Source organism: Billgrantia pellis, assembly GCF_008297955.1.
GTDB lineage: Bacteria > Pseudomonadota > Gammaproteobacteria > Pseudomonadales > Halomonadaceae > Halomonas > Halomonas pellis.
Window position 1 is genome coordinate 61,096 of record NZ_VTPY01000001.1, and the last position, 25,801, is coordinate 86,896.

25 protein-coding genes and 1 riboswitch are annotated in these 25,801 nt (G+C 65.3%); of the genes, 24 read left to right on the top strand and 1 reads right to left on the bottom strand.

Annotated features, from left to right (window positions below):
* The 11 genes from F0A17_RS00325 (at position 1) to F0A17_RS00375 (ending at position 10,742) form a co-directional block, all read left to right on the top strand.
* A complete protein-coding gene (locus tag F0A17_RS00325) occupies positions 1-894 on the top strand; it encodes a carbohydrate ABC transporter permease (protein WP_223111481.1) in 894 nt (297 codons plus the stop codon).
* Between the two features lie 16 nt (positions 895-910).
* Entirely contained in the window at positions 911-1,183 is a 273-nt protein-coding gene (locus F0A17_RS00330) for a DUF2160 domain-containing protein (RefSeq protein WP_149326371.1), read from the top strand.
* A gap of 62 nt (positions 1,184-1,245) precedes the next feature.
* Positions 1,246-2,988: an ABC transporter substrate-binding protein gene (locus tag F0A17_RS00335; protein ID WP_149326372.1), complete on the top strand. Its 1,743-nt coding sequence runs from the start codon at positions 1,246-1,248 to the stop codon at positions 2,986-2,988.
* A 153-nt stretch (positions 2,989-3,141) separates the two neighbouring features.
* Positions 3,142-4,815 carry a glycerol-3-phosphate dehydrogenase/oxidase gene (locus F0A17_RS00340; RefSeq protein WP_149326373.1) on the top strand — a complete coding sequence of 558 codons (1,674 nt, stop codon included), beginning with the start codon at positions 3,142-3,144 and terminating at the stop codon, positions 4,813-4,815.
* 85 nt (positions 4,816-4,900) lie between these two features.
* Positions 4,901-5,770, top strand: coding sequence for a carboxylate/amino acid/amine transporter (locus F0A17_RS00345; RefSeq protein WP_149326374.1), 870 nt, complete (start codon positions 4,901-4,903; stop codon positions 5,768-5,770).
* Between the two features lie 63 nt (positions 5,771-5,833).
* Entirely contained in the window at positions 5,834-6,727 is an 894-nt protein-coding gene (locus tag F0A17_RS00350) for an NAD(+) kinase (RefSeq protein WP_149326375.1), read from the top strand.
* A gap of 16 nt (positions 6,728-6,743) precedes the next feature.
* Positions 6,744-7,730, top strand: a complete 987-nt coding sequence (locus F0A17_RS00355) for a metallophosphoesterase (RefSeq protein WP_149326935.1) — start codon at positions 6,744-6,746, stop codon at positions 7,728-7,730.
* A gap of 232 nt (positions 7,731-7,962) precedes the next feature.
* On the top strand, positions 7,963-8,811 hold the full coding sequence (locus F0A17_RS00360) for a rhomboid family intramembrane serine protease (protein ID WP_149326376.1): 849 nt from the start codon (positions 7,963-7,965) through the stop codon (positions 8,809-8,811).
* A gap of 23 nt (positions 8,812-8,834) precedes the next feature.
* Positions 8,835-9,119 (top strand): YeaC family protein, encoded by a 285-nt coding sequence (locus F0A17_RS00365; RefSeq protein ID WP_149326377.1) that lies wholly within the window; start codon positions 8,835-8,837, stop codon positions 9,117-9,119.
* Positions 9,103-9,981 carry a DUF2797 domain-containing protein gene (locus F0A17_RS00370; protein ID WP_149326378.1) on the top strand — a complete coding sequence of 293 codons (879 nt, stop codon included), beginning with the start codon at positions 9,103-9,105 and terminating at the stop codon, positions 9,979-9,981. Before F0A17_RS00365 ends, F0A17_RS00370 begins: the two co-directional genes overlap by 17 nt.
* A 74-nt stretch (positions 9,982-10,055) precedes the next feature.
* Positions 10,056-10,742 carry a glutathione S-transferase family protein gene (locus F0A17_RS00375; protein ID WP_149326379.1) on the top strand — a complete coding sequence of 229 codons (687 nt, stop codon included), beginning with the start codon at positions 10,056-10,058 and terminating at the stop codon, positions 10,740-10,742.
* Between the two features lie 43 nt (positions 10,743-10,785).
* Here the strand turns inward: F0A17_RS00375 and F0A17_RS00380 are convergent, their stop codons facing one another.
* A complete protein-coding gene (locus F0A17_RS00380; RefSeq protein WP_149326380.1) occupies positions 10,786-11,868 on the bottom strand; it encodes a PA0069 family radical SAM protein in 1,083 nt (360 codons plus the stop codon).
* 96 nt (positions 11,869-11,964) lie between these two features.
* On the opposite strand from F0A17_RS00380, the gene F0A17_RS00385 reads away from it, so the two are divergent.
* The 13 genes from F0A17_RS00385 to F0A17_RS00445 all read left to right on the top strand — a co-directional run bounded on the left by F0A17_RS00385 (position 11,965) and on the right by F0A17_RS00445 (position 25,788).
* Positions 11,965-14,205, top strand: coding sequence for a heavy metal translocating P-type ATPase (locus F0A17_RS00385; RefSeq protein WP_149326381.1), 2,241 nt, complete (start codon positions 11,965-11,967; stop codon positions 14,203-14,205).
* A 57-nt stretch (positions 14,206-14,262) separates the two neighbouring features.
* Complete coding sequence (gene cobT, locus F0A17_RS00390; protein WP_149326382.1) at positions 14,263-15,318, top strand: nicotinate-nucleotide--dimethylbenzimidazole phosphoribosyltransferase; 1,056 nt, start codon at positions 14,263-14,265, stop codon at positions 15,316-15,318.
* A complete protein-coding gene (cbiB, locus tag F0A17_RS00395; RefSeq protein WP_149326383.1) occupies positions 15,315-16,295 on the top strand; it encodes an adenosylcobinamide-phosphate synthase CbiB in 981 nt (326 codons plus the stop codon). The genes cobT and cbiB overlap by 4 nt, the downstream gene beginning before the upstream one ends.
* Positions 16,296-16,339: 44 nt before the next feature.
* Positions 16,340-17,446 (top strand): threonine-phosphate decarboxylase CobD, encoded by a 1,107-nt coding sequence (cobD, locus tag F0A17_RS00400; protein WP_228716764.1) that lies wholly within the window; start codon positions 16,340-16,342, stop codon positions 17,444-17,446.
* Positions 17,443-17,991, top strand: coding sequence for a bifunctional adenosylcobinamide kinase/adenosylcobinamide-phosphate guanylyltransferase (locus F0A17_RS00405; protein ID WP_149326384.1), 549 nt, complete (start codon positions 17,443-17,445; stop codon positions 17,989-17,991). The genes cobD and F0A17_RS00405 overlap by 4 nt, the downstream gene beginning before the upstream one ends.
* Positions 17,988-18,743, top strand: coding sequence for an adenosylcobinamide-GDP ribazoletransferase (cobS, locus tag F0A17_RS00410; RefSeq protein WP_149326385.1), 756 nt, complete (start codon positions 17,988-17,990; stop codon positions 18,741-18,743). Before F0A17_RS00405 ends, cobS begins: the two co-directional genes overlap by 4 nt.
* Positions 18,698-19,336, top strand: coding sequence for a histidine phosphatase family protein (locus F0A17_RS00415; RefSeq protein WP_149326386.1), 639 nt, complete (start codon positions 18,698-18,700; stop codon positions 19,334-19,336). Before cobS ends, F0A17_RS00415 begins: the two co-directional genes overlap by 46 nt.
* A complete protein-coding gene (locus F0A17_RS00420) occupies positions 19,288-19,719 on the top strand; it encodes a bifunctional adenosylcobinamide kinase/adenosylcobinamide-phosphate guanylyltransferase (RefSeq protein WP_149326387.1) in 432 nt (143 codons plus the stop codon). Before F0A17_RS00415 ends, F0A17_RS00420 begins: the two co-directional genes overlap by 49 nt.
* Before the next feature lie 103 nt (positions 19,720-19,822).
* Positions 19,823-20,035: riboswitch (cobalamin riboswitch) on the top strand.
* A 123-nt stretch (positions 20,036-20,158) separates the two neighbouring features.
* On the top strand, positions 20,159-22,012 hold the full coding sequence (locus tag F0A17_RS00425) for a TonB-dependent receptor domain-containing protein (protein WP_149326388.1): 1,854 nt from the start codon (positions 20,159-20,161) through the stop codon (positions 22,010-22,012).
* 46 nt (positions 22,013-22,058) lie between these two features.
* On the top strand, positions 22,059-22,928 hold the full coding sequence (locus F0A17_RS00430; protein ID WP_149326938.1) for a cobalamin-binding protein: 870 nt from the start codon (positions 22,059-22,061) through the stop codon (positions 22,926-22,928).
* Positions 22,909-23,916, top strand: a complete 1,008-nt coding sequence (locus F0A17_RS00435; RefSeq protein WP_422670307.1) for a FecCD family ABC transporter permease — start codon at positions 22,909-22,911, stop codon at positions 23,914-23,916. Before F0A17_RS00430 ends, F0A17_RS00435 begins: the two co-directional genes overlap by 20 nt.
* The gene (locus tag F0A17_RS00440; protein WP_149326389.1) at positions 23,916-24,683 is read left to right on the top strand and encodes an ABC transporter ATP-binding protein; all 768 of its coding nucleotides are present in this window, start codon (positions 23,916-23,918) and stop codon (positions 24,681-24,683) included. The genes F0A17_RS00435 and F0A17_RS00440 overlap by 1 nt, the downstream gene beginning before the upstream one ends.
* A gap of 244 nt (positions 24,684-24,927) precedes the next feature.
* Positions 24,928-25,788: an MBL fold metallo-hydrolase gene (locus tag F0A17_RS00445; RefSeq protein WP_149326390.1), complete on the top strand. Its 861-nt coding sequence runs from the start codon at positions 24,928-24,930 to the stop codon at positions 25,786-25,788.
* Positions 25,789-25,801: the final 13 nt, after the last annotated feature.

The window sequence follows — 25,801 nt, forward strand, 5'->3', positions numbered from 1 at the left end:
ATGACCGGTTCCTTGCCTACCACACCCGCGAGCGTACGCCAGCAGGCGGCCGCGGCAGCCGCCAAGCGTCGCCAGCGGGCGCGTTCGAGCACTACCCGCTGGCGTCGTCGGATACTGTTGGGTCTGTACCTGACTTTCGTGCTGCTGCCGATCTACTGGCTGCTTAACATTTCGTTCCAGACCAACAGCGAGATTCTCGGCAGCTTCTCGTTCTGGCCCCAACAATTCACCCTGGGCAACTACATCGGCATATTCACCGATGCCAACTGGTACATGGGATACGCGAATTCGCTGGCCTACGTGCTCATGAACATGCTGATCAGCATCTCGGTAGCATTGCCCGCCGCCTACGCCTTCAGCCGCTTCACATTCATCGGCGACAAGCACTTGTTCTTCTGGTTGCTCACCAACCTGATGGCGCCCCCGGCGGTGTTTCTGCTGCCCTATTTTCAGCTCTATTACTCGGTGGGGTTGTTCGATACCCACGTTGCCGTGGCGCTGGCCCATTGCCTTTTCAACATTCCGCTGGCGGTATGGATTCTCGAAGGCTTCATGAGCAGCGTGCCCAAGGAGGTCGACGAGACCGCCTACATCGATGGTTACAGCTTCCCGGCTTTCTTCGTGAAGATATTCCTGCCGATGATCCGTTCGGGGATCGGGGTCACGCTGTTCTTCCTGTTCATGTTCTCCTGGGTCGAGTTGCTGCTCTCCCGGACCCTGACCGCGACCAATGCGCAGCCGATTGCCTCGATCATGACGCGAACCTCGACCGCCTCGGGGATCGACTGGGGCACGCTGGCCGCCGCCGGTGTACTGACCATCATCCCGGGCATCGTGGTGGTTTACTTCGTGCGCAACCATATCGCCAAGGGCTTTGCCCTGGGTCGCACCTGAAGGGGAGAAAACCGAAATGGAATGGATGGTCTGGACCGTGCCTACGGCAATTTTCTTCGCCGTTATTGCTGCCATGCTGCTCGGCATGACGGCCTGGGAGCTGGTCTCCCCGACAGTGGAGCGGCGCGGCTTTCTGCCGATCGCCACGACCCGTGGCGATCGGCTCTTCATCGGTTTGCTTTCGGCCGCCTATATCCACCTGGTGACAGTCGGCTTTACCGAGCTCTCGATTTGGTTTGCCCTGGGGATTTCCCTCCTCTGGCTGCTGGTGCTGATGCGCTGGGGCTGAACCAAGGCTGTACGGACGATAACCGTGTCAAGGATGACGACCACACGCAGAACGAGGTCAACATGAAGAACAATAGGATCCAACTGACGGCGCTGGCGGGCAGTCTCCTGCTCACCTCCGGCGCCCTGCATGCCCAGTCAGACGATGCTCGAGCGATCGCCGAACGGTTGATCGACGAGCATTTCCAGAACTCGACGCTCTCCCGCGAGGAGCAGATCGAGGAATTGCTGTGGTTCGCCCAGGCCGCCGAGCCGTTCCGAGGCATGGAGATCAACACCGTCGCCGAGGGGCTCACCACCCACGTCTGGGAGCGTGACGTGCTGGCACCGGCCTTCGAGGAACTGACCGGCATCCGGGTTACCCACAACATCATCGGCGAAGGTGACGTGGTGGATAACATGCAGACCCAGATGCAGACCGGACGCAACATCTACGACGGCTACGTCAACGACTCGGACGCCATCGGCACGCATATCCGCTACGGCACCACCATCAACCTGACCGAGGCGATGGAGAACGAGTGGGCCGACTATACACTGCCGACGCTCGACCTCGACGACTTCATCGGGCTGCAGTACGGCACCGGGCCGGATGGGAACATCTATCAGCTGCCCGACCAGCAGTTCGCCAACCTCTACTGGTTCCGCTACGACTGGTTCCAGCGTGAGGACCTGCAGGAGCAGTTCCGCGAGATCTACGGCTATGATCTCGGCGTCCCTACCAACTGGACCGCCTACGAAGAGATTGCCGAGTTCTTCACCGAGCATGTCGGCGAGATCGACGGCGAACGGATCTATGGCCATATGGACTACGGACGCCGCGATCCGTCGCTGGGCTGGCGCTTCCATGACTCCTGGCTCTCCATGGCCGGGATGGGCAGCCCCGGCGTACCGTTCGGCAACCCGGTGGACGATTGGGGCATTCGCGTCGACGAACAGAGCCGTCCGGTCGGCGCTAGCGTCAGCCGCGGTGGGGCGACCAACTCGCCGGCCTCGGTGTTCGCCGTGACCAAGATGGTCGAGTGGCTGGACAAGTACGCACCGCCCGAGGCGCAGGGCATGACCTTCGGCGAAGCCGGTCCGGTACCCGCCCAGGGCAACATCGCCCAGCAAATTTTCTGGTACACCACCTTCACCGCCGACATGACGGATCCGACCCTGCCCGTCAACCACGAGGATGGTTCGCCCAAGTGGCGCATGGCGCCTTCGCCCACCGGGCCGTACTGGGAGGAGGGCATGAAGGTCGGTTACCAGGACGTGGGTTCCTGGACCTTCTTCGACTCCACTCCCGAGGATCGGCGCACCGCGGCGTGGCTGTTCGCCCAGTTCGCCACCGCCAAGACGGTCTCGCTGGAGAAGCTGATGGCCGGCCTCACGCCGATACGCGAATCCGATATCTTCTCCGACCAGATGACCGAACTGGCGCCCAGGCTGGGCGGACTGGTGGAGTTCTATCGCAGCCCCAACGAGTCCAACTGGACGCCTTCTTCCACCAACGTGCCCGATTATCCGCGCATGGCGCCGCTGTGGTGGCAGAATCTGGCGCCGGCCGTCAGCGGTGAGGTCACGCCCCAGGAGGCACTCGACAATCTGGCCGGTGAACTCGATAACCTCATGGCGCGGCTGGCACGGGCCAACGTGTTCGAATCCTATCCGCCCATGTTGAACGAGGAGCGCGACCCCGAGGAGTGGTTGTCGCAAGAGGGCTCGCCCAAGGCGAAGCTGGATGAGGAGATGCCGCAGGGGACCACCGTTCCTTATGACCAGATGATGGAGGCGTGGATGGCTGCCGGTACACGTCAGTAAGAAGCTGGCGTCGAGCAAGACGTCCGACTCGGTCCAGGCCCGGCACACGTGTGCCGGGCCCATGAAGCGCGTGTCTCCGGTAGCCCTTTCGGGTCAATCCAGACCCCGTGCGGCGCTCGCCGAGCGGGGCTTCTGTCTGCCAAAGGTCCGCACATGGAACTGCGCAGCAGCAACATCGACAGACTCGACAACGAAGCGTTCGACGTCCTCATCGTGGGCGGCGGCATCAATGGCGCGGCCTCGGCGGCCGCGCTGGCCGGGAAGGGCGTACGGGTCGCCCTGATCGAACGAGGTGACTTCGCCGGCAGCACCAGCATGCACTCTTCCAACCTGGTGTGGGGCGGTATCAAATACATGGAGAGCCGCGACTTCGCGCTGGTGCGCAAGCTATGCATGAGCCGCAACCACTTGATCAGGAGTTATCCCGCCACGGTACAGGAGATCCGTTTCCTTACCACTATACCCCGGGGGTTTCGCTATCATCCGCGCTACCTGTGGGCCGGTGCCTGGCTCTACTGGCTAATCGGCAATGGCTTTACCCGCATACCGCGCTTCCTCTCGCCCCAAGCGATCCGTGACAGCGAAGCGATCGTCGATGTCCGCGATGCCATCGGAGGCTTCGAGTATTCCGATGCCTACCTTCACGACAACGATGCCCGCTTCGTCTTCAACTTCGTGCGCGGGGCTCTCGACTATGGCGGCATTGCGGTGAACTACGTCGAGTCGCTGGGAGCTGAGCGCAAAGACGGCTCTTGGTTCACCCGGGCGCGCGACGTGATCGGTGGGGGCGAAATCGAGATCCGCTCGAAGGTGCTGATCAATGCCGCCGGCCCCTGGGTCGATGCGCATAACGGCTTGACCGGTCAGGCCACCGAGCATCGCCATGTCTATTCCAAGGGCATCCATCTGATCGTGCCGCAGCTGACCGACAGCCAACGGGTGCTGGCATTCTTCGCCGACGATGGCCGGCTATTCTTCGTCATTCCCATGGGACCGCGAACCTGCATCGGCACCACCGACACCCGCGTCGATCACCCCGAGGTGACGGCCACCGAAGACGACATTCGCTTCGTGCTGGACAATATCAACAAGCGCCTCGAACTCGACAGCCCGCTGGCCAAGCAGGACATCATCTCCATCCGCTGCGGCGTGCGCCCCCTGGCTGTCAAGGCCGGTGGCGGCGGCGAGCGCGACTTCCTGCAGCTATCGCGCAAGCATGCCATTGATCTCAACCAGCGCGATGCCCATCTGAGCATCTTCGGTGGCAAGCTCACCGACTGCCTCAACGTGGGCGAGGAGATCGTCGCAGCGGATGAGGGCATGGGGATCGAGATACCGTACCCGCAGCATCGCTGGTACGGTGAACCGCCCGATCAGGTGCGCCGGGAACTCCTTCATCAGGCGAAGCTGATGCATCTCGATGACATGACCGCCGCCGATGCCTCCGAGCCGCTTTCGAGCCGATTATGGCGGCGCTATGGTACCCACGCGCTGGAGATGCTCGAGGAGATTCGCGAGGACCCGCGACAGGCCGAGGTGCTGATCGAGGGCACCGAGTACCTGCGCTGCGAATTGCGCCATGCCAAGCGGCGCGAGATGGTCACACGGCTCGAGGACTTCCTGCGCCGTCGCTCGAAGATCGCGCTGGTGGTGCATGAGGACGCTATGCGTCGCTCGCCGGGCCTGCGCGAGGCGTGCACCATCCTATTCGGCGACCAGGCAGATGCCCGACTCGAAGAGTACTTCGCCACCACACGGCACGCGCGAGGGAAGAGTGTCGTCGTTGCGCCTGGTGAAGCGATGGACTCCGCAGCGCCACGGGTTTGAAGCGAGCATCGCCACGCAGTGCATTGAAGCGGGGCCCCTGGCCGGTATAATGCCTCGTCAACTTTGATGAATTGAGAGGTTAACCGTGGGCTATCTCATCGGCGTCACCGCGCTCTGGGCCTTCTCCTTCTCGCTGATCGGCGTTTACCTGGCGGGCCAGGTCGATAGCTACTTCGCGGTGCTGATGCGCGTTTCGCTGGCGGCGCTGGTGTTTCTGCCGTTCCTGCGCCCTTCGCTGCTGGTCGGACGCCAGCGTCTGGCCCTGATGGGGCTGGGGGCGGTGCAATTGGGCATAATGTATGTTTTCTTCTATCAGTCCTTCCTGTTGCTGACGGTACCGGAAGTCCTGCTGTTCACCATCTTCACACCGCTTTACGTGACGCTGCTCGACGACGCGCTCTTCGGTCGCTTCACGCCGTTCTATCTGCTCACCGCCGTCATGGCTGTGCTGGGGGCCGCCGTGATCCGCTATGATGGCGTCGATAGCGGCTTCTGGCTCGGCTTTCTGGTGGTGCAGGGAGCCAACTTCTGCTTCGCTCTGGGGCAGGTGGGCTACCGTCGCCTGTCCGCGTCACTGCCGGCCTCTTTGCCTCGTCATAGCGTCTTCGCCTGGTTCTACCTAGGGGCCTTGGCCGTGGCCCTGCCAGCCTTCATCCTGCTTGGCAGCGCCGCTGCACTGCCGGGCAACGGTGTGCAATGGGGCGTGCTCGCCTGGCTGGGGCTGGTGGCCTCCGGGCTTGGCTATTTCCTATGGAACCTGGGGGCGACCCGTGTCGACGCCGGCGCCCTGGCCATCATGAACAATGCGCTGATCCCGGCTGGCCTGGTGGTCAATTTGGTCATCTGGAACCGCGACGCCGACCTGCCGCGGCTAGTGTTGGGCGGGGCGATCATCGTCGGCTCGTTGGTACTCAACGAATGGTGGCTGCGTCGCCGCCGGCTTGCTGCCGCCTGAGCCGGTTTGCCCGGTTCACGGCCAGCCTCCATAATGAGCGGCCATGATCCGGGGGGCGAGGGCATGCACGAGCAGTACGGCGGGTTCAAGAATATCGGTCTGATCGGTCGCCTGGGCAGTTCCGAGGTAGTCGATACACTGAAGCGACTGATGCGTTTTCTCGATGGAGGGGGCTATCACGTCATCGTCGAGGATCGCACCGCGACCGTGCTGCTCGACCATGGCCACCCCGAAGCCAGCCGGCGCACCCTGGGCGAACTCTGCGATCTGGTAATTGTCGTGGGAGGAGACGGTAGCCTGCTGGGTGCGGCACGCACGTTATGCCATAGTGGTACCTTGGTGCTGGGTGTCAACCGCGGGCGGCTGGGCTTCCTCACCGATATTTCACCGAACGAGCTCGAGGAGCGTGTGGGCGAAGTGCTGACCGGTCGCTTCGAGGTCGAGGAGCGTTTCCTGCTCGATGCCGAGCTCTATCGCGATGGCGCCCAAGTGGGAAGCGGCGACGCCTTGAACGAAGTGGTGTTGCATCCGGGCAAGGCGGTGCGCATGATCGAGTTCGAGCTGTTCATCGACAACCAGTTCGTCTACAGCCAGCGCAGCGATGGGCTGATCATGGCCACACCCACCGGTTCCACCGCCTATGCGCTTTCGGGAGGCGGCTCCATCATGCATCCCAAGCTGGATGTGATCGAGCTGGTGCCCATGTTTCCCCACACCTTGTCCAGCCGGCCCATCGTCATCGATGCGGCCAGTGAGATACGCGTGCATATCGGCGAGACCAATCAGACCTACCCGCATATCAGTTGCGACGGGCAGACGCGTGCCGTGGCCAAGCCCGACGACGTGCTGATCGTGAAGCGCAAGCCTCAGCGGGTGCAACTGGTCCATCCTCTGGGTCATAACTTCTATGAGGTTCTGCGCAGCAAGCTGGGCTGGAGCAACCGGCTGGGGAATTGATGTGAAGCGGGCGGCAGTGGAAGGCTACGATCTGATTGGCGACGTGCATGGTTGTGGGGCGACGTTGGCAGCCCTGCTGGAACGGCTCGGCTACCGCCAGCGTGGAGGCGTGTACCGCCATCCGCGGCGTCGGGCCATCTTCCTCGGCGACCTGATAGATCGCGGCCCGCGGATTCGGCTGGCGGTGACCATTGCCAGACGCATGGTGGAAGAGGGCGAGGCGCATATCGTCATGGGCAACCATGAGTACAACGCTCTGGCCTATTGCCAGCGTGCACCGCACCATCTTGGACGCGAGTGGTTGCGTGAGCACAGTCCACGGCACAATCGCATCATCAAGGAGACACTCGATCAGTACCGCGACCATCCCGTCGAATGGGAAGACACGCTGGCCTGGTTCAGGGAGATCCCGCTGTTTCTGGAGTTTCCGGCGTTTCGCGTGGTGCATGCCTGCTGGGACCAGGGATTGATCGATGCGCTACGCCGCGACTACCCGGATGGCCGCGTCGACGAGGCGTTTCTGCAGCAGTCGGTGGCGCCGAACACACTGGCTTATCGTGTTTTCGACCGTCTGACTCGTGGCGTTCATTTACCGCTGCCCAAGGGAGTGAAAATCCACTCCGGCGACGGCTTTACCCGGCATAGCTTCCGCGCTCACTTCTGGGCGCGTGAGCCGCGCACCTGGGGCGACGTGATCTTTCAGCCCGACAACCTGCCCGACGCTCTGGAAGGGCGCGAGCTGAGCACGGACGAACATGCGCGACTGCCGCATTACGGGCTCGACCAGCCGCCGCTGTTCATTGGCCACTACTGGTGCGAGGGCATTCCGGCCCTGCCGACGGCCAATATCGCCTGCCTGGATTACAGCGCGGTGAAGTTCGGACGCCTCGTGGCCTATCGCTGGAGTGGCGAGCGGCGGCTCGATGCCGACCGCTTCGTCTGGGTGCGGGTTCCCCGGGACGAAGCGTCTCGGCCCAGGCCCTGGGAAATCGAGTTCGATTGAGGCCAGGTGATGACGCTACAAAGTGTTACAACTTTTTTTTCAACGATCCTGAACTTCCTTGCGCTGCGCACATCTGAATAGGTGTTCCCTTGAATGATCCCTTGCTCTTGTCCGGCGGCCCCCCTTCCGCCGGATTTTTTATGCGCGCTCGGCAGCCGTCGGGGGCGTTGGCGTTGAGAAATGCCCGAGCGCAGCGCAAGATGCCCGTTAACCCCTAGTTCAGAGAGGGCTCATGTACCGTATCATGCTGTTTCCTCACGAAGTCGATACGCGTGAGCTGCGCCGCGCGCTATGGGCGCATCGGATCGGGCATCGTTTCACCGACGAGGAGGAGGGGCAGGTGTTATGGCTGGCCGATCCCGCGCAGCACGATGCGATGATGCAGCTCTTGCTTCGCTGGCAGCGCGGTGAGCGGATCATGCCGGAGCGGCGCCGGCGTCCGCGGGATGGCGCTTCGCTAGCCGTTCCCTTCCGCTTGGCACCGGTGACATCGATTGCCATAGCCGTCTCCTTGGCAGTCTTCGCCCTGATGGCGGTGATGGGCGATGTCGTGGTCGCCATGCTGACTATCGTGCCGGTTGCTGTCGTTGGGGGCGGCCTGGCTTTCGGCAATCTGTCCGAGGTGGTCACGTCGGGTCAGGTGTGGCGCCTGCTCTCGCCGGCCTTCCTGCACTTCGGCTGGATGCACCTGATCTTCAATATGATGTGGCTATGGTATTTCGGCCGCCAGGTCGAGGCCCTGCAGGGTAGCGGGCGAATGCTGGTCTTGCTGGTGGTGGCCGGTATCGGCGCCAACCTGGCTCAATATCTCACTGGGACCGTGCTGTTCGGGGGCATGTCCGGGGTCGACTTCGCGCTGCTCGGCTACGTCTGGCTGATGTCCCGCCGCGCGCCCGCGAGCGGCTTCTTCGTCCCACAGATGTTGGTAGTGTTCATGCTCGGCTGGATGGTCTTTACCATGACCGACATGGCCACCGCCGTGGGTTTCGGCAACGTGGCCAACGAGGCCCATTTGGGCGGGTTGGTCGTGGGGTTGCTGTTCGGATGGTATTATTCGAACCGTGCCCGCCATCCTTCCTGAGCCGCCATTTCGAGAGATTCCCAATGAGCGATATGACCTTCGAGCGCATGATCCGGCAGATGACGCCGGCCGTCTACGAGAGCCTCAAGCAGGCGGTGGCGCTGCGCAAGTGGCCCGATGGACGCATGTTGACCGCCGAGCAGACCGAGCTCTGTCTGGAAGCGGTAATCCGCTACGAATGGGAGAGCCGCGTGCCCGAGGAGCAGCGGGTCGGCTACTTGCAGCAGCGTACCTGCGGCAGCGCCAGCAGTGGTAGCGACGTGCCGCCCGAACTGGCAGGCCTGGCTCGGGATGCCACTCGTGACTGAGGATGCCGTAACGGAATTCGACCGGATCGAGATTGCGCCCACCGTGCAGGGTTGCCTGAGCAAGATGACCATCATGCCGGGTGAGCAGGGTGGGCCGGTGAAATACACGCTGCGTGCCGGCGAGCACCGTCTCGATCTCAATGCGCGCCTCGGCCGATCCCTGCGGCTGACCTGGACTGGGGCGATCGCTTGCACCCATTGCGGCCGGGCGACGAAGAAGAGCTTCGCCCAAGGCTACTGCTATCCCTGTTTCAAGAAGCTGGCCCAGTGCGATACCTGCATCGTCAAGCCCGAGACCTGCCACTTCGACGCCGGCACCTGCCGTGAGCCAGAGTGGGCCGAGCGCCATTGCTTCCAGCCTCACGTGATCTATCTGGCCAATTCCTCAGGCCTCAAGGTCGGCATCACGCGGGGGACCCAGGTGCCCACGCGCTGGCTCGATCAGGGTGCGATTCAGGCGCTACCGATCCTGGTGGTGGAGACCCGCCTGCAGTCCGGCCTGGTCGAGGTGTTGTTCAAAGAAGAAGTGGCCGACCGCACCAACTGGCGCGCCATGCTCAAGGGTGAGGTCGAGCCGCTCGACCTGGCAGCGGAGCGCAGCAGGTTGTTGACCCGGCTCGAGGGTGGGCTCGCCCGGCTGCGTGAGCGTTTCGGTGTCGATACCATTCGCGTGCTGAACGAGGCCCCGGTCAGCTTCGATTACCCGGTGCTGGAGTTTCCCCGCAAGATCGTTTCGCACAACTTCGACAAGCAGCCCGAAGTGGCCGGCACGTTGCTGGGCCTCAAGGGGCAGTACCTGATCCTCGATACGGGGGTGATCAACCTGCGCAAGTTTACCGGCTACGAGATCGCCGTATCCTGAGGCTTCAGTGCGTGTCGCAGTGAGGAGTCTTGGCAGACTATGCTGTCATTGCGCTTTCTGAGACGGATCCAGACATGTATCGCCTCCATATTGCCAACAAGAACTACTCTTCCTGGTCGTTACGCCCCTGGGTGCTGATGCGCCAGCTGGATATCCCCTTCGAGGAGTGCCTGACCCCCTTCGAGTCCGACTCGAACTGGAGCTCCTTTCGTACTTTCTCCCCCTCCGGGCTGGTGCCCTGTCTGGAAGATGGCGAGCGCGTCGTATGGGAGTCACTGGCGATCGTCGAATACCTGGCCGAGCGTCACGCCGGCATTTGGCCCACCGATGACGAGGCGCGAGCCTGGGCGCGCTGCGCCGGCAGCGAGATGCATGCCGGCTTCTCTCCGCTGCGCAGCCTGTGCCCGATGAACTGTGGGGTCAGGGTGCGGTTGCACGCGATACCGGACGCCCTGGCGCACAACCTGGCCCGCCTCGACGAACTCTGGCAGCAGGGCCTTGAGCGCTTCGGCGGTCCTTTCCTGGCGGGGGAGACGTTCACTGCGGTGGACGCCTTCTTCGCCCCGGTGGCGTTCCGCGTGCAGAGCTTCGGGCTCGAACTCGGTGCACCCTCGATAGCATACGTCGAACGGCTACTGGCGCTACCCGCCATGCAGCAGTGGTGCCAGGCGGCGCTGGACGAACCGTGGCGCGAGGCGGGACACGAGGCCGAAGTGCAGGAGAGCGGCACCGTCATCGAGGACCTGCGGCGCCTTTCCTGACACGCCCTCGGGCTGCTTCCCTTCCGCAGGGACCGCCCCCGGTTCAGGCGAACAGGTCGCCCTGAGCCCGGGGCGGCCGGAACGCCGTGGTGTCGAGCTGGCGCGCTTCGCGCTTTCCCGGGTCGTTGAGCCCCAGGCGCCGGCAGGCCTTGTCGAATCGCTGGGCGATGAGCTGAGCGAAGATACCCTCGCCGCGCATGCGCTTGCCGAAGTGGCTGTCGTAATCGGCGCCGCTGCGACACTGGCGCACCAGGCTCATTACTTTGCCGGCCCGCTCCGGGTAGTGTGCCTGCAGCCAATCCTCGAACAGCGGTGCCACCTCGCGTGGCAGGCGCAGCAGCGTCCATCCGGCTGATTCCGCCCCGGCGTCGCGGGCCGCCTCGAGCAGGCGCTCCAGCTCGTGGTCGGTTAAGCCCGGGATGACCGGCGCGACCATGACACCCACCGGTATACCGGCTTTTTTCAGCTGCTCGATGGTACGCAGGCGCGCGGCAGGCGAGGCGGTGCGCGGCTCCAGGCTACGCTTGAGCTCGGTATCCAGGCTGGTGAGGCTGATCGATACCCTGGCCAGGCGTTGTCGGGCCAACTCGGTGAGCAGGTCCAGGTCGCGCAGAATCAGGGCGCTCTTGGTAATGAGGGAAACCGGATGGCGGCACTCGAGCAGGAAGGCGAGTATCTCTCGGGTGCTGCCGCGCTCCGCTTCCAGCGGCTGGTAGCAGTCGGTGTTGCCGGAAAGCGCGATGGGCCGGCATACGTAGCTGCGCTTGCAGAACTCCTCGCGTAGCCGATCGACCAGGCCGCTACGGGCGATCAGACGGGTCTCGAAGTCGATGCCCGGCGACAGGTCCCAGTAAGCGTGGCTGGGCCGTGCATAACAGTAGATGCAGCCATGCTCACAGCCGCGGTAAGGGTTGAGCGAGCGGTCGAAAGCGAGATCGGGCGAGTCGTTCCAGGAGAGTGCACTGCGTGCCTGCTCGTCGCTGACGATCGTGGCCAGCCGCGTTGGCATCTCCTCTTGCCACCAGCCATCGTCCTCCGTTTGGCTATGAGTAGGAGCGAAGCGGTTGTCGGGGTTGTAGGTAGCGCCACGGCCCTTGCGTAGCTGCTTCTGGTCGAATCCAGGCATGGGGCGGGTCCATTTGCTGTGCTTTTATACAGTATATGGCGTCATCTGCGTATCGCCAATGCTGATTGATTCCTCAATGACGATTACGCTTCAGGCATGACATCAACTTCCCATCGCGACTCTTCGCGCACCGGCGAGGCGCTCTACTCAGTTCAGGGACTGTGGTGTACCAGCTGCGCACTGGCCGTTGAGGCCCAATTGATGCGGCTGCCCGGGATTGGCGCCGCCAGCGTGCATTACCCCAGCGCCACCTTGCTGGTGGAAGGTGAGCCGGAGGCCCTCGACGAGCCCCGACTGGCGGCTGCCGTACGCCGTCTCGGCTATCGCCTCGGGCCGCCCGAGGCGGTAGCCGATGCCGAAGCGCGGCTCGACGCCGAAAGTCGCTATCTCACCCTGCGGCTGCTGACGGCCGTCGCCTTCGGCATGTGGGCCATGATCGCCTCGCTGCTGATCTACGCGGGCGCCATGCCCAGCCCCCGCCTCGATCTGGTCATGGCCTGGGTGTCAGGGGCCTTTGCCCTGCCTGTGGTCAGCTACGTGGCGTTGCCGTTTTACCGTGCGGGTTGGCGTACGCTGCGGGCATGGCGGCCGGGTATGGACGCCCTGGTGTCGCTGGGGGCCCTAACGGCCGTAGGCGTGTCGCTGTGGCTGCTCGCGCTGGGTTCGCCGGAAGTCTATTTCGATACAGCGGTCATGCTGGTCTCGCTGCTGTTGGTCGGCCGACTTGTGGAAACCTTGTGTCGACATCGGGGGCTGCGCGCGCTGAAGGCGCTGCACGAGCCACCCGCCGAAGTTCAGCGCTGGGAACAGGGGGGGTGGCGCACGTGCCCCCTGGAGGTGGTGGCGGTGGGTGACCGGGTGCGCGTCGAGGGCGGTGAAGCGCTGCCGCTGGATGGCACCCTGTGCGACGACGAAGCCCTGCTCGACCTTTCGCCGCTGACCGGAGAGAGCGCACCGCGCCGTTGCTTGCCGGGCGACCCCGTAGCGGCGGGTTGCCGCAACCGTGGTGCGGCGCTAATCCTGGAGGTCACTGCGGCTGCTGGCGAATGCCGCCTGGACCGTCTGCGCGAGCAGATGTGGTGGCAGCAGGCCCGCAAGGGCGAATTGCAGCGCCTGGCCGACCGCTTCGCCGGCTGGCTCAGCCCCGTGGCCGTGGTGCTGGCACTGTTGACTCTTGCCGCGACCTGGCTGGTTGGAATGCCGGCTGAAGAAGCGTGGGTGAGGGCGCTGTCAGTGCTGGTGGTGGCCTGTCCCTGTGCCGTGGGCCTGGCGATTCCCCTGGCGAGCCTGGCGGGAAGCGGGCAGGGGCTGGAGCGTGGCGTGATCGTTCGCGACCCGAGCGTCTTCGAGGCGCTGGCGGGAATTCGCAGTGCGGCGTTCGACAAGACCGGTACCCTGACCCGCGGTGAGCCGGAGGTGCATGCCGTGCAATCCGTCACCGGCTTCGGCGAAGCGGATACCCTGGCACTGGTGGCGAGTGCCGCTCAGGGTAGCGACCATCCTCTGGCGCGGGCCGTGCTCAGGTATGCCAGGAACGCTGGCCAGCACAAGGCCCCGGAGGTGATCGATAGCGAGGAGTTCGGCGGGCGTGGACGGCGTGTGCGCCTGGCAGACGGTCGCCGGCTGCTGCTGGGTAGCCGCGCCTGGCTGGGCGAGCAGGGCATCGACGTCGATGGCCAGGAAGATTCGGCCGAAAGTGAAGTCCTGCTGGCCTGCGACGGGAGCTGGATCGGGCATTTCCGCCTGAGCGAGGCGGCACTGCCCGGCACCGCCGCGATCCTGGCCAGGCTGCGCCGGCAGGGGCTCGTGCTGGCCCTGATCAGTGGCGACAGGGCCCGGGCGGTGCGTCGGCTGGGTGAGGCGGTCGGGCTACGCCCCGCAGAGTGCTACGCCGGACGCAGCCCGGAGGCCAAGGCACAGCTGCTCGCGGCCATGCCGCAGCCATCGCTCTACGTCGGCGATGGGCTCAACGACATGTTGGGGCTGGCGACCGCCAGCGTGGGCGTGGCACCGCTGGGTGCCAGTTCGACGGTACAGGAGGGAGCCAGCGTGGCGCTGATGAGGCCGGGTGTGTCGGGTGTCGAGAACGCTCTGGACCTGGCAAGGCGTACCCGTCGCGTAATGCGTCAGAACCTGCTGCTCTCTGGAATTTACAACCTGCTGGCGCTGGGCCTGGCGGTGGCCATGCCGATTCCCCCCCTGGTGGCGGTATTGGCAATGGCAGCCAGTTCGTTCAGCGTGGTGGCGAATTCGGCACGGCTGGCGTGGGGCAAAGACGAAACGCGTGAGGCTCGCGAGGACGGCCAACTGACGGAGGCACTCGGAACGACGCCGTGACAGACGGGGCCAGACTGCTAAGATGGCGGCTGCCCCACGCCCTATCAGGATACGCTCATGCTTGACGATACCCTGGCCGCCATCGTACCGGTCGATGACGCTCTCGCTACCGCCGTGCAGGCACGCCTCGACAACCTCACCAAGCCCCCCGGCAGTCTGGGGCGTCTCGAGGCACTGGCCAAGTCGTTGGCCGGCATGAGCGGCAGCGTTGGGCCGGCGGTGAGCCCGCCCGGGGTGATCGTCTTCGCCGCCGACCATGGCGTGGCCGAAGAGGGCGTGTCGGCCTTTCCCCAGGAGGTTACTGCGCAGATGGTGGCCAATTTCGCCGCCGGCGGTGCCGCCATCAATGTCTTTGCCCGCCAGATCGGCGCGTGGCTCGAGGTCGTCGACGTGGGCGTGAAGAGCGCTGTCGCGGGCGACGGTGTGGTCATCGACAAGGTGCGCCCCGGCACCGCCAACTTCGCCCGCGAGGACGCCATGCGCCTGGCCGAGGCCGAACGCGCCATCGAGGTAGGCATACGCGCCGTTGCACGCAGCCACGCTGCCGGCTGCCGCTGTCTGATCGTCGGCGAGATGGGCATCGCCAACACCACCCCCAGCAGCGCCTTGCTGGCGGCGCTGAGCGGGCAGCCGGCGAGTCGCCTGGTGGGCCAGGGCACGGGTATCGCCCCCGAGCGGCTGGCCCACAAGGCCGAGGTGATCGAAGGTGCATTGGCGGCCCGCGGCGTGGATCCTTCTCGGCCGCTCGAACTGTTGGCCAAGCTCGGCGGGCTGGAGATTGCCGCCATGGTCGGTGCCTACCTGAGTGCGGCGGCCCGGCGCATGCCGATCCTGGTCGATGGCTTCATTGCCACCGTGGCGGCGCTGGTGGCCTGCCGGCTTGCGCCCGCGTTGCGCGGCTACCTGATCTTCGGCCATCGCTCCTGTGAGCCCGGGCACGACGTAGCGCTCGAGCTGCTCGATGCCGAGCCGCTGCTCGATTTGCAACTGCGGCTAGGTGAGGGGACCGGGGCCGCTCTGGCGTTTCCGCTGCTGGAGGCGGCATGCCGCATGCTGAGCGAAATGGCCACCTTCGATTCGGCCGGCGTGGCCCCCGGTGGTAAGGCTGAATGAGCGTCGAGCCCCTGAGCCCCCTGCTTGCTGGGCTGCTTTTCGCCGCCATCCTGCTGGATCTGCTCATCGGCGACCCGCACTGGCTTCCGCACCCGGTGGTCGCCATGGGGCGGTTGATCGGCGCGCTGGAATGCCGCTGGAACCGAGGCTCGCCGCGCGCCCGGCGGCTCAAGGGGTTCCTGTTGACTGGCTGCGTGGTGACGGTGGTTTTCTCGGCAACCTGGGCACTGTTGGCATTGCTCGCCTGGTGGCATCCTTGGTTGGGCCTCGTGGGCGAGCTGCTGCTGCTGGCCAGCGCTCTTGCCATCAGCGGGCTGCGGGATGCCGCGCTGGCCGTGGCAAAACCCTTGGCACAGGGTGATCTCGACGCGGCACGCCGGGCCGTTGCGATGATCGTGGGTCGCGACACCGACACCCTCGATGAGGCCGGCGTTACCCGCGCCACGGTGGAGACCGTGGCCGAAAATACAGTCGACGGCATCACCGCGCCGCTGTTCTGGGCGCTGCTCGGCGGGGCGCCGCTGGCATTGGCCTATAAGGCGGCGAATACCCTCGATTCCATGGTCGGTCATCGCAGCGAGCGCTATGCCGACTTCGGCTACGCCTCGGCCAAGTTCGACGACCTGGTCAACTGGGTGCCGGCGCGCTTGACTGCGCTGACCATGTGGCTGGCTGCCCTGGCATTGCCGGCGGCGCGCACCCGGGGTGCTCCGACCGGTACCTGGCACGATGCGCCGTGCCACCCCAGCCCCAACGCCGGCTGGCCCGAGGCGATGATGGCGCACCTGCTCGGCGTGCAGCTCGGCGGCGACAATCATTACGCTGGGCAGGTATCGGAGCGGGCGCGGATGGGCGAGCCTCGCGAGCCGCTACGAGTCGTCCATATCCAGCGTGCCGTGAGCCATATGCACGGCGCCTGGAGTGTCTTTTTCCTGCTGATGGCGGGGCTCACTCTGGCGTGGAGAGCCTGGGTATGAACGATGCGATGCGCCGTACCGTAAGCCGTACTATGAGCAGGACCATGAGCGATGCGAACGAGAACCTGAGCGACTGGCCGAGCCACGGCGGCCGCCCGGAGCAGCTATTGCCGCGCTTTGGCCTGGCGGCCAAGCGTTGCGTCATCGACTTCAGCGCCAATCTCAACCCGCTGGGGCCGCCCTCGTGGCTGCCGGAGCGCCTCGCCGCCAGCCTGGCGGAACTCGCCGTCTATCCCGACCCGGACTACACGGCTGCCAGGCAGGCCATTGCCCGAACCGAAGGGCTCGCTCCCGGGCAGATACGGCTGACCAACGGCGGGGCCGAGGCGATCTTCCTGGCAGCGGCGCTGCTGGCCAAGCGCGGCGCATGCAGGGCCGTCGTCGTTCAGCCGACCTTCTGCGAATACGAGCGAGCCTGCCGCCACTACGGCATCGCCGTACGGCATCTTGGGCTGGAGGGGGAGAGCTTCGAGTTGAACGGGTCGCGTGCCCTCGATGCCATGCGTGAGGCCGATGCGGTGTTCCTGTGTCGGCCCAACAACCCGACGGGTACGCTCATCGCGTTCGATCTGATCGAGCGCATGCTGGCGGTGGGGCAGCGGCGCGGCACTACCCTGGTGGTGGACGAGGCCTTCATCGATTTCGTCACCCCCGACGAGCGGCTGACGCCGCTGTTGGCCCGCTACGCCAACCTGCTGCTACTGCGCTCGATGACCAAGCTCTACGCCATACCCGGCCTGCGGCTCGGCTACGTGATGGGTGAGGGCTCTGTGGTCGAGCAAATCGCTAGGCTTCAGCTGCCGTGGAGCGTCAACGCCCCGGCGGCGGCGCTGGCCGAGCCATTGCTCGAGGATAGCGACTACCTGCAGCGCACCCAGGGCTGGCTCGCTGCCGAGCGTCCCTGGCTGCAGGGCGAACTCGAGTCGCAGGGCCTACGAGTCGTGCCTTCGCGGGCCAATTTCCTGCTGTTCCAGGATCGCCGGAGCGGGACGATGCCGGCGCTGCTGGAGCATCTGGCTCGCTGTGGCATCCTGGCGCGCCATACCCACGGCTTCATGGGCCTCGATGGCGCCTGGCTGCGGGTGGCGGTGCGTTCACGTCAGGAAAATGCCGAACTGATCGAGGCCGTGGTCCGTTGGAGAACGCCGTGATCGCCTTCGTCAGCGGCGGGGCGCGTTCCGGCAAGAGTACCCATGCCGAGGCCTTGGCGCGGCGCTGGCAGACCGAGCGGGGTGGAGCACGCTATTACTTGGCAACAGCAAGGGGCGGCGATGACGCGGAAATGCAGGCTCGCATCGAGCGGCACCGACGCTCTCGCGGTGAGGGTTGGATTACGCTCGAGGAGCCGTTCGATTTGCTGGCCGCCCTCGACCGTGTAGCGCCTGGCAGCACGCTGCTGCTCGATTGCCTGACGCTGTGGGCCAGCCAACTGCTGTATGCCAGCCCGCTCAGTGAAGCGCAGGGCATCGCCATGGTCGAACGGATGCTGAGCGAGGCCAGGCGGCGCGATGTCGCGCTGGTGATCGTCTCCAACGACGTCAATGAAGGCATGCCCCCCGAGGATGCCGAAGTGTGGCGCTATCTTGCCTTCCTGCAGCGAGTCCATCGCCTGGTGGCGCATGAAGCGGACGAAGTGGTGCAGGTCGTGGCCGGCCTGCCGCAGGTATGGAAAGGTCGGGGAGGGGAGGGGGCATGAGAGATGCCGTCTACGGTCTGGCGTTGGCGCTGCAATTCCTGACCCGTTTGCCGCTGCCGCTCGCCTGCCCCTGGACGCCGGCCACCCGGCGTTGGGCGATACGCTGCTATCCGCTGGTGGGCATGCTGCTCGGTGGCCTGCTAGCCGCTGTGGCCGCGTTGCTCGAAGGCACTCTGCCTGCACCGTTGCTGGCGCTGATACTGCTCACGCTGTGGGTGGCACTCTCCGGGGGGCTGCACCTGGACGGCCTGATGGACGTGGCCGATGCCCTGGGCAGCAACGCGCCGCTGGAGACGCGCTGGGAGATCATGAAGGACCCCCACGTGGGCAGCTTCGGCATCCTGGCGCTGTTTTTCCTGCTGCTGTGGAAGGCCGCGCTGCTGTTCACTTTGCTGGAAGCCGGGGTGAGCTTGGTCATGTTGGTGGCGGTGCTCGCCTTGGGGCGTCTGGCAGCGGTCACGCTGCTGGTGCTGGCGCCGGCGGCCCACGCGGAAGGCATGGCGGCGAGCTGGAAGCGCGATCTCGCATCGCTCGATCTCTGGCTTGCGGCACTGCCGCTGCTGCCGCTGGCCGCGCTGGTGCCGGGCGGAGTGTGGCTGTGCCTTGCCCTGGCGCCGTTTCTTGCGCTCTATGCTTGGGGCATGCTGCGCGCCTTCAAGGGCATCAACGGCGATATCGTCGGAACCGCAATCGAGGGAGGAGAGCTATGGCTGCTGGTCGCCTGGAGCTGGTGGTGGTTCGTCATGGGCTGACACAGTGGAATCGCGAATGCCGCTACCAGGGGCAGCGCGACGTCCCGCTGCTGCTGCCGGATGCCTTGCCGGGCCTCGACCGGCTACGCGAGGCGCTGGAAGCGCAGGCCTTCGATGCCGTGCACTGCAGCGATTTGATCCGCTGCCGGCAGACCCTGGCGCATGTGATCGAAGGGCGCGAGCGGGCCTGGCCGACGCACTTCGATTCGCGCTTGCGCGAACTCGACTTCGGCGATTACGAGGGGCGAACCTACGAAGAGCTCAAGGACCTTGAGGCCTATCGTGTCTGGATCGACAGCGCGGGCGAGCAGGCCCCGCCAGGAGGGGAGTCCACCGCCGAGCTGCGCCAGCGGCTCGAGGCCTGGTTTGCCGAACTGTTGGCCGGCTGCTCTCCGCATGGCCAGCACCGCGCCCTGGTCGTCACCCACGGCGGCGTGATTCGCGAGCTGCGCCGGCGCTTCGAGGCCATCGGCTTCTGGGAAGGCGGCGTCAGCCAAGCCGAAGGGCGCCGATTCCTCTTCACTCATGACGGGGAGCCTTGGCAATGCAGCTCTTCCTCGGCGGTACCTGCGCCGGCAAGCGCGGTGTCGTAAGGCAGCGCTTCGATTCCCCCTGCTGGCACTCGGCCTACCATGACTGTCGGCTCGAGACATGGCGCATGGCTGCCGCCTCGTCGCAGTGTCTGGTGCTGGAAGGGTGGGAGCGCTGGATCGCCGCTCGGCTCACTGCAGAGCTCGACGACGACAGGCTGCGCGACATCATGGCCATCGAGCTCGACGCGCTACGAGCCTGGGAAGCCGAGCAGGGCGGTGAGGCCGTGCTGATCCTGCTCGAGATGGGGCGAGGTATCGTGCCGTTCGCCCCCGAGGCGCGGCGTCTGCGCGACCTCAACGGTTGGCTCGCCCAGGATGCCGCGTCGCGCTGCGAGCGGGTATGGTACGTCCGGAACGGCTTGTGCAGGTCGCTAAGTTATTGATCTGTTTAAAACTGAGCGCAACGATACGTTGACGCCCAGCATGGGGATTGCTAGTTTATGCCCACTCTCAGGTGCCTCATTCAAGGAACTGCCGTGCAATGCCTTGCTGCATTGTCGCTGCGGTGATCTACGAGGTTAAACGGGAAGTCGGTGATTCCACGTGGAAGAACCCGACGCTGCCCCCGCAACGGTGATCGAGTCTGGGTCCGTCATACGCCACTGTGCCTGGCATGGGAAGGCGACGTTCCCGAAGCGGCTGCTGTCAGCCATCGCTTCGCTCGTAAGCCCGGAGACCGGCCGAGAGACCATGCCGGGTTGCGGTGGGCGACCGGAGGCAGGGCAGAAGCCGCTGTTACCCTCTCCCTTCCTCGATCCCTTCAAGCCGACCCGGTTTCGTATAGAGACCGTGCGGGTAGGCACGGCGAGCAAGGGAATCAGAATGAAAACCAAGCATTACTCAGCCGCGCAGGGGCTGGCCCTCTTCGGCCTGGCAGCCCTTCCCCTGGCCATTCAGGCCCAGACCACGGCCAGCGAGAACGTCGATACCGTCGCCCTCAACCCGCTGGTAGTCACCGCCACCCTGGCGCCGCGCACCGCCGAGGAAACCCTCTCTTCCGTTACCGTTCTCGACGAGGCCACCCTGCGCCGCCAGGACCCCGCCAGCATTACCGATCTGCTGCGCGGCCAGCCGGGGGTGGATGTCACCACTAACGGTAGTTTCGGCAAGAACAGCAGCGTTTATCTGCGTGGTACCGGAAACGAGTCGACACTGCTGATGATCGACGGCATTCGCCTGCGCTCGGCGACGGCGGGTGGCGCGGCCTGGCAGTTCCTCGACCCGCGCATGTTCCAACGCGCCGAGATCGTGCGCGGTCCGCGCGGCAGCCTGTACGGCGCCGATGCCGTGGGCGGCGTGGTGCAGCTCCTTACCCACGAGGCTCAGGAGGGCGACCCGCAACCGACGATTTCTCTTGGCGGCGGCTCCTTCGATACTAAGCGGGTGAGCACCACGCTTTCCGGTACCAACGGTGGCACGCGCTACAGCTTCGCCGCCAGTCATTTCGCTACCGATGGCGAGCCTGTGCGCCGCGGTGGCGAAGACATGGGGTATGACAATACGTCAGTGTTGGCTCGTATTGCCCATACTTTCGAAAATGATGCGGAAGTAGGCGTGCTGGCCTTGCGTGCCCGTGGCAACACGGAGTTCGATCGCTTCGGGGCGCCGTCCGATACGGACTTCGTCCAACAAGTCGCAGGTATCTATGGGGAAATCCCCTTCACCGACACTTGGCGTAGCCGTCTCACACTGAGTGAATCCCGCGATGAGCAGGATACGAGCTACACCACCGGCACCAGCCTTTTCGACACGCGTAGCCGGGCGGCTCGCTGGGACAATACCCTGGATTTCGGCCCCCATCAGCTGGTGGTAGGCTCCGAATACATGCATGATGCCATCGAGGCGACCGACGAATTCGTCGAGGAAAGCCGCGACAATGTCGCCGTGTATGCCCAGGCGCTGCTCGACTTCAGTCCCTTCTCCATCCAGACGAGTTTGCGTCACGATGACAACGAAGCCTTTGGCCGGGAACTGACCGGGGGCATCGCACTGGGGTTCGAGCTCGATGCTCGACATACGCTCCGCGCCAGTTACGGCACTGCCTTCCGTGCCCCCACGTTCAATGATCTCTACTACCGGGACGAGTGGGGCAGCGAGGGCAATCCGGACGTCGATGCCGAAACTTCCCGCACTTTCGAGCTGGGTGCCAGAGGCCAGTATCGCAGCGGCTTCTGGGATCTGGCCGTTTACCAGAGCGATATCGATGATCTCATCGCCTGGACGCCCGACCCTGCCGACCCGTTTCGCTGGACCCCAATGAACGTCAACGAGGCCCGTATTCGAGGTATCGAGCTCGCTACCGGTATCGAACTCCAGCACTGGACCTTGCAGACGGCCCTGACCTGGATCGATCCGGAAAATCGAAGCGGTGCCAATGCGGGCAATCGTATCCAGCGCCGAGCCAGTCAGAGCGCACGTTTCGACGTGGATCGCGAGCTGGGCGAGTGGTCGCTGGGCGGCTCCTGGATCGTTCAGGGGCATCGCTACGATGATGCCGCGAACGAAGATCGAATCGGCGGCTTCGGGCTGCTCAACCTGCGTGCCGGCTGGCAGTTCGCCCCGCTGTGGTCGGCCCGCCTGACGGTGGAGAACGCCCTGGACAAGGAGTACGAGACTTCCCGTGACTACCTCAACGCCGGCCGTGCGGCCTTCGTCAGTGTCCACTTCGGCCGGTAAGGGTCGATTCGGCGGGGCCCTTGGCCCCGCTGCATTTTCCTGCGCCTTGCTGGCGCTGACCCTGTCGGGGCCGGTGGCCGGCGAGGCGCATGCCGATGCGATCTGCGCCATCGACGATCACGACCGCGAGGTGTGTCTCGACCAGCCTGCCGAGCGCATTGCGGCGCTCTCGCCCGGTGCCACCGAGCTGGTCTACGCCGCCGGGGCGGGGGAGAAGGTGGTCGCGGTGGTGGCCTTCAGCGATTATCCGCCCGAGGCCAGGGACGTGCCGTCGGTGGGCAGCCACACCCGCATGGATCTGGAAACCCTGGTGACGCGGACCCCTGACCTGGTGATCGGTTGGGTGACCGGCAATCCGCCCGAGCAGCTCGAGACCATCGAGGCGCTGGGCGTGCCGGTGTTCTATATCGAACCGCGGGACTTCGAGGGCGTTTCCAGCGCCATTGAACGGCTGGCGCTGCTGGCGGGTACCCGCGAGGAGGGTGACCAGGTCGCTGCCGAGTTTCGCCAGGGCATGGCGGCGCTGGCCGAGCGCTATGCCGATGCCGAGCCGGTGCCGGTATTCTATCAGGTGTGGGACGAGCCGCTGATGACCGTCAATGATGAACACCTGATCGGCAAGGTACTGACCCTTTGTGGCGGCATCAACGTCTTCGGCGAGCTGTCGCGGCTGGTGCCGCGCATCGGCGACGAGGCGGTGCTGGAAGCCGATCCTGAGGCGATACTGGCCGGTGGCATGGGCGAGGAGAATCGCGACTGGCTCACCCACTGGCAGCAGTATCCGGAACTGACGGCGGTGCGTCGCGACAACCTCTATTTCGTGCCGCCGTCGTTGATCCAGCGTCCTACGCCGAGGCTGCTGGAAGGCAGCCGGCTCTTCTGCGAGAGGCTCGACGATGCCCGCGAGCAGCGCTGAGGTGTTGGCGATGCCGGGCCGACGTTCGCTGTGGCCACCGTTAGCGGCGTTCGCGCTGCTGGGCCTGGCGGCGCTGCTGCTGTCGGTCACGTTGGGCAGTGCCTCGCTCTCGCCCGGTGACGTGTGGGCAGTGATGCGAGGCGAGGGCAGTCCCCTGGCGCGCACGTTGATCCTGGAGCTGCGCGTTCCTCGCGCCCTGTCGGCCTTCGCCACTGGCGGGCTGCTGGCTATGGCGGGGGCGCTGATGCAGGTGCTACTGCGCAATCCGCTGGCCGATCCCTACGTGCTGGGTCTCTCCGGTGGCGCCTCGGTGGGGGCGCTGGCGGCGATGCTTGCCGGGTTGGGCGGGGCGGTGATCAGCGGCTCGGCTTTCGCCGGGGCTTTCCTCTCGACGCTGCTGGTTTTTGGCCTGGCCCACGGCACCGGCAGCTGGACGCCATCCCGCCTGCTGCTCACCGGCGTGGTGGTGGCCGCCGGCTGGGGCGCGGTGATCACGCTGATGCTGGCAATAAGCCCCGCCGAACGCCTGCCCGGCATGCTCTACTGGCTGATGGGAGATCTCTCCTATGCGCGCTCCCCCTGGCCGCCGCTGGCGCTGCTGCTGCTCATCTGTCTGCTGCTGGCCCCGCTAGGACGCAGCCTCAATGTGCTGGCCCGCGGGCCGTTGCAAGCCGCAGCGCTGGGCATCAACGTGCGCCCGCTGGAGTGGACGATCTATCTTACCGCCAGCGTGCTCACCGCGATGGCGGTGACTACCGCCGGCAGCATCGGCTTCGTCGGTCTGGTGGTGCCGCACATGCTGCGCCTGGTACTGGGCAACGACCAGCGCCTGATCTTGCCGGCCTGTGCTCTGGCCGGCGGCATCCTGCTGGTGCTGGCCGATACCTTGGCGCGTACCCTGATCGCGCCGGAACAGCTGCCGGTGGGGGTGATCACGGCGCTGCTCGGCGTGCCCACCTTCCTTTTCCTGCTGTACCGGAGCCGCTGATGAATCGCCTCGAGATCAGCGAGCTGGTGGTCGACGTGCCGGGGCGCCGCGACGGTCGCCCGCTGTCGCTCAGCGTCGAACCGGGGCAGGTATGGGGCGTGCTGGGACCCAATGGCGCGGGGAAGACCACGTTGCTGCATACGCTGGCCGGGCTGCGAGCGCCGCGTGCCGGTGAGATCAGGCTCGATGGCAGGCCCTTGGCGACGCTCAAGCGCCGCCAGGTGGCCCAGCATCTCGGCCTGGTCTTCCAGGAGCGCCAGGACGGTTTCCCGGCCACGGTATTGGAGACGGCGCTGATTGGCCGTCACCCCTATCTTTCGCCATGGCGCATGGAGGGAGGTGAGGACTTGCGTCTAGCCCAGGCGGCGCTCGAACGCCTCGACGTGGCCCACTTGGCGGATCGTCTGGTGAGCACGCTTTCCGGCGGCGAACGCCAGCGTGTCGCCATCGCCACGGTGCTGACCCAGGCGCCGGCGCTATGGCTCGCCGACGAACCGACCAACCATCTGGATCTGCACCACCAGACCGAGGTGATGGCGCTGTTGGCTGAACAGGCCGCCGAAGGCAGGGCGGTGATGATGTGCCTGCACGACCTCAATCTGGCGTCGCGCTGGTGCGACCACTTGCTGCTGCTCTATCCCGATGGCGAGGCGTGCTGGGGGCCAAGCGACGCCTTGCTGGTGCCCGCCGCCCTGGAGCGGCTCTACGGCCAGCGCCTGGCCACGGCGGAGATCGGCGGTGCTCCCGTTTTCGTTCCCGTGAGGTGACATGATTGCCACGACGATTCGCGGCGAAGCCCATGCCTCCCCCAGGTTGCCGCGCCGGGCTCCGGCTACATTCCCTCGGCATCATTGACGGTGGCGGACCCCCTCGGGGCGGCGGGTTATGACATGCGGGTACGCAAGCTCGCCGCTCGGCCGACTAGACTCCCTGACAGACAGGCAGCATGGGGGTGGGGCATTACGCCACGCCGGTTTGTCTCAAGGAAGTCGAAACCAGGGAGGTCTCATCATGACGCGTGACACGCTGAGCAACGTGCATGTTCCCATGACGTCCACCAAGAGCGGTACGCTCTACGATATTCTGCCGGACGTCATGGGCCTGACCGTCAAGATCGTCAATGTCTATTTCGTCGGCGATCCCGAGAGCAACGAGGACTGGGTCTTGGTAGACGCCGGGCTGCCTCACGAGAAGAACACCCTCCTCGAGGCGGCCGTGCGCCGTTTCGGCAACGAGGCCCGCCCCCGGGCGATCCTGCTCACTCACGGCCATTTCGATCATGTGGGCTCCGCGGTGGAGCTGGCCGAGCATTGGGATGTGCCGGTTTACGCCCACCCGCTCGAGATGCCCTACCTGGTCGGTGAGGCGCGCTACCCCGCCCCCGACAGTGAAGTGGAAGGCGGCATGGTGGCCAGCATGTCGCGTTTCTTTCCCACCCAGCCCATCGACCTGCGCCCGCGAGTACAGGCACTTCCGGAGGACGGCAACGTACCCGCCATGCCGGGCTGGCGCTGGGTGCCGACGCCCGGTCACAGTTCCGGCCATGTCTCCTTCTTCCGCGAAACGGACCGGGCCCTGATCGTCGGCGATGCCTTCGTCACCGTGCGCCAGGACGAGCTGTACCAGGTCCTGACCCAGCGTCAGGAACTCAGCGGTCCGCCACGCTACTTCACGCCCGACTGGGATACCGCTCGCGACTCCGTGAGGCGCCTGGCCGAACTTGGACCCGAAACCGCGATGACCGGCCACGGCGTTCCCATGAAAGGCGAGGCGATGCGTCGCGACCTGAGCGAACTGGCCGCCAACTTCGATCGCGTGGCGCGGCCGGCCTATGGCCGCAGCGTCGATAACGATCCCGACAAGGGGGTCTGAACCGTTACCGAGG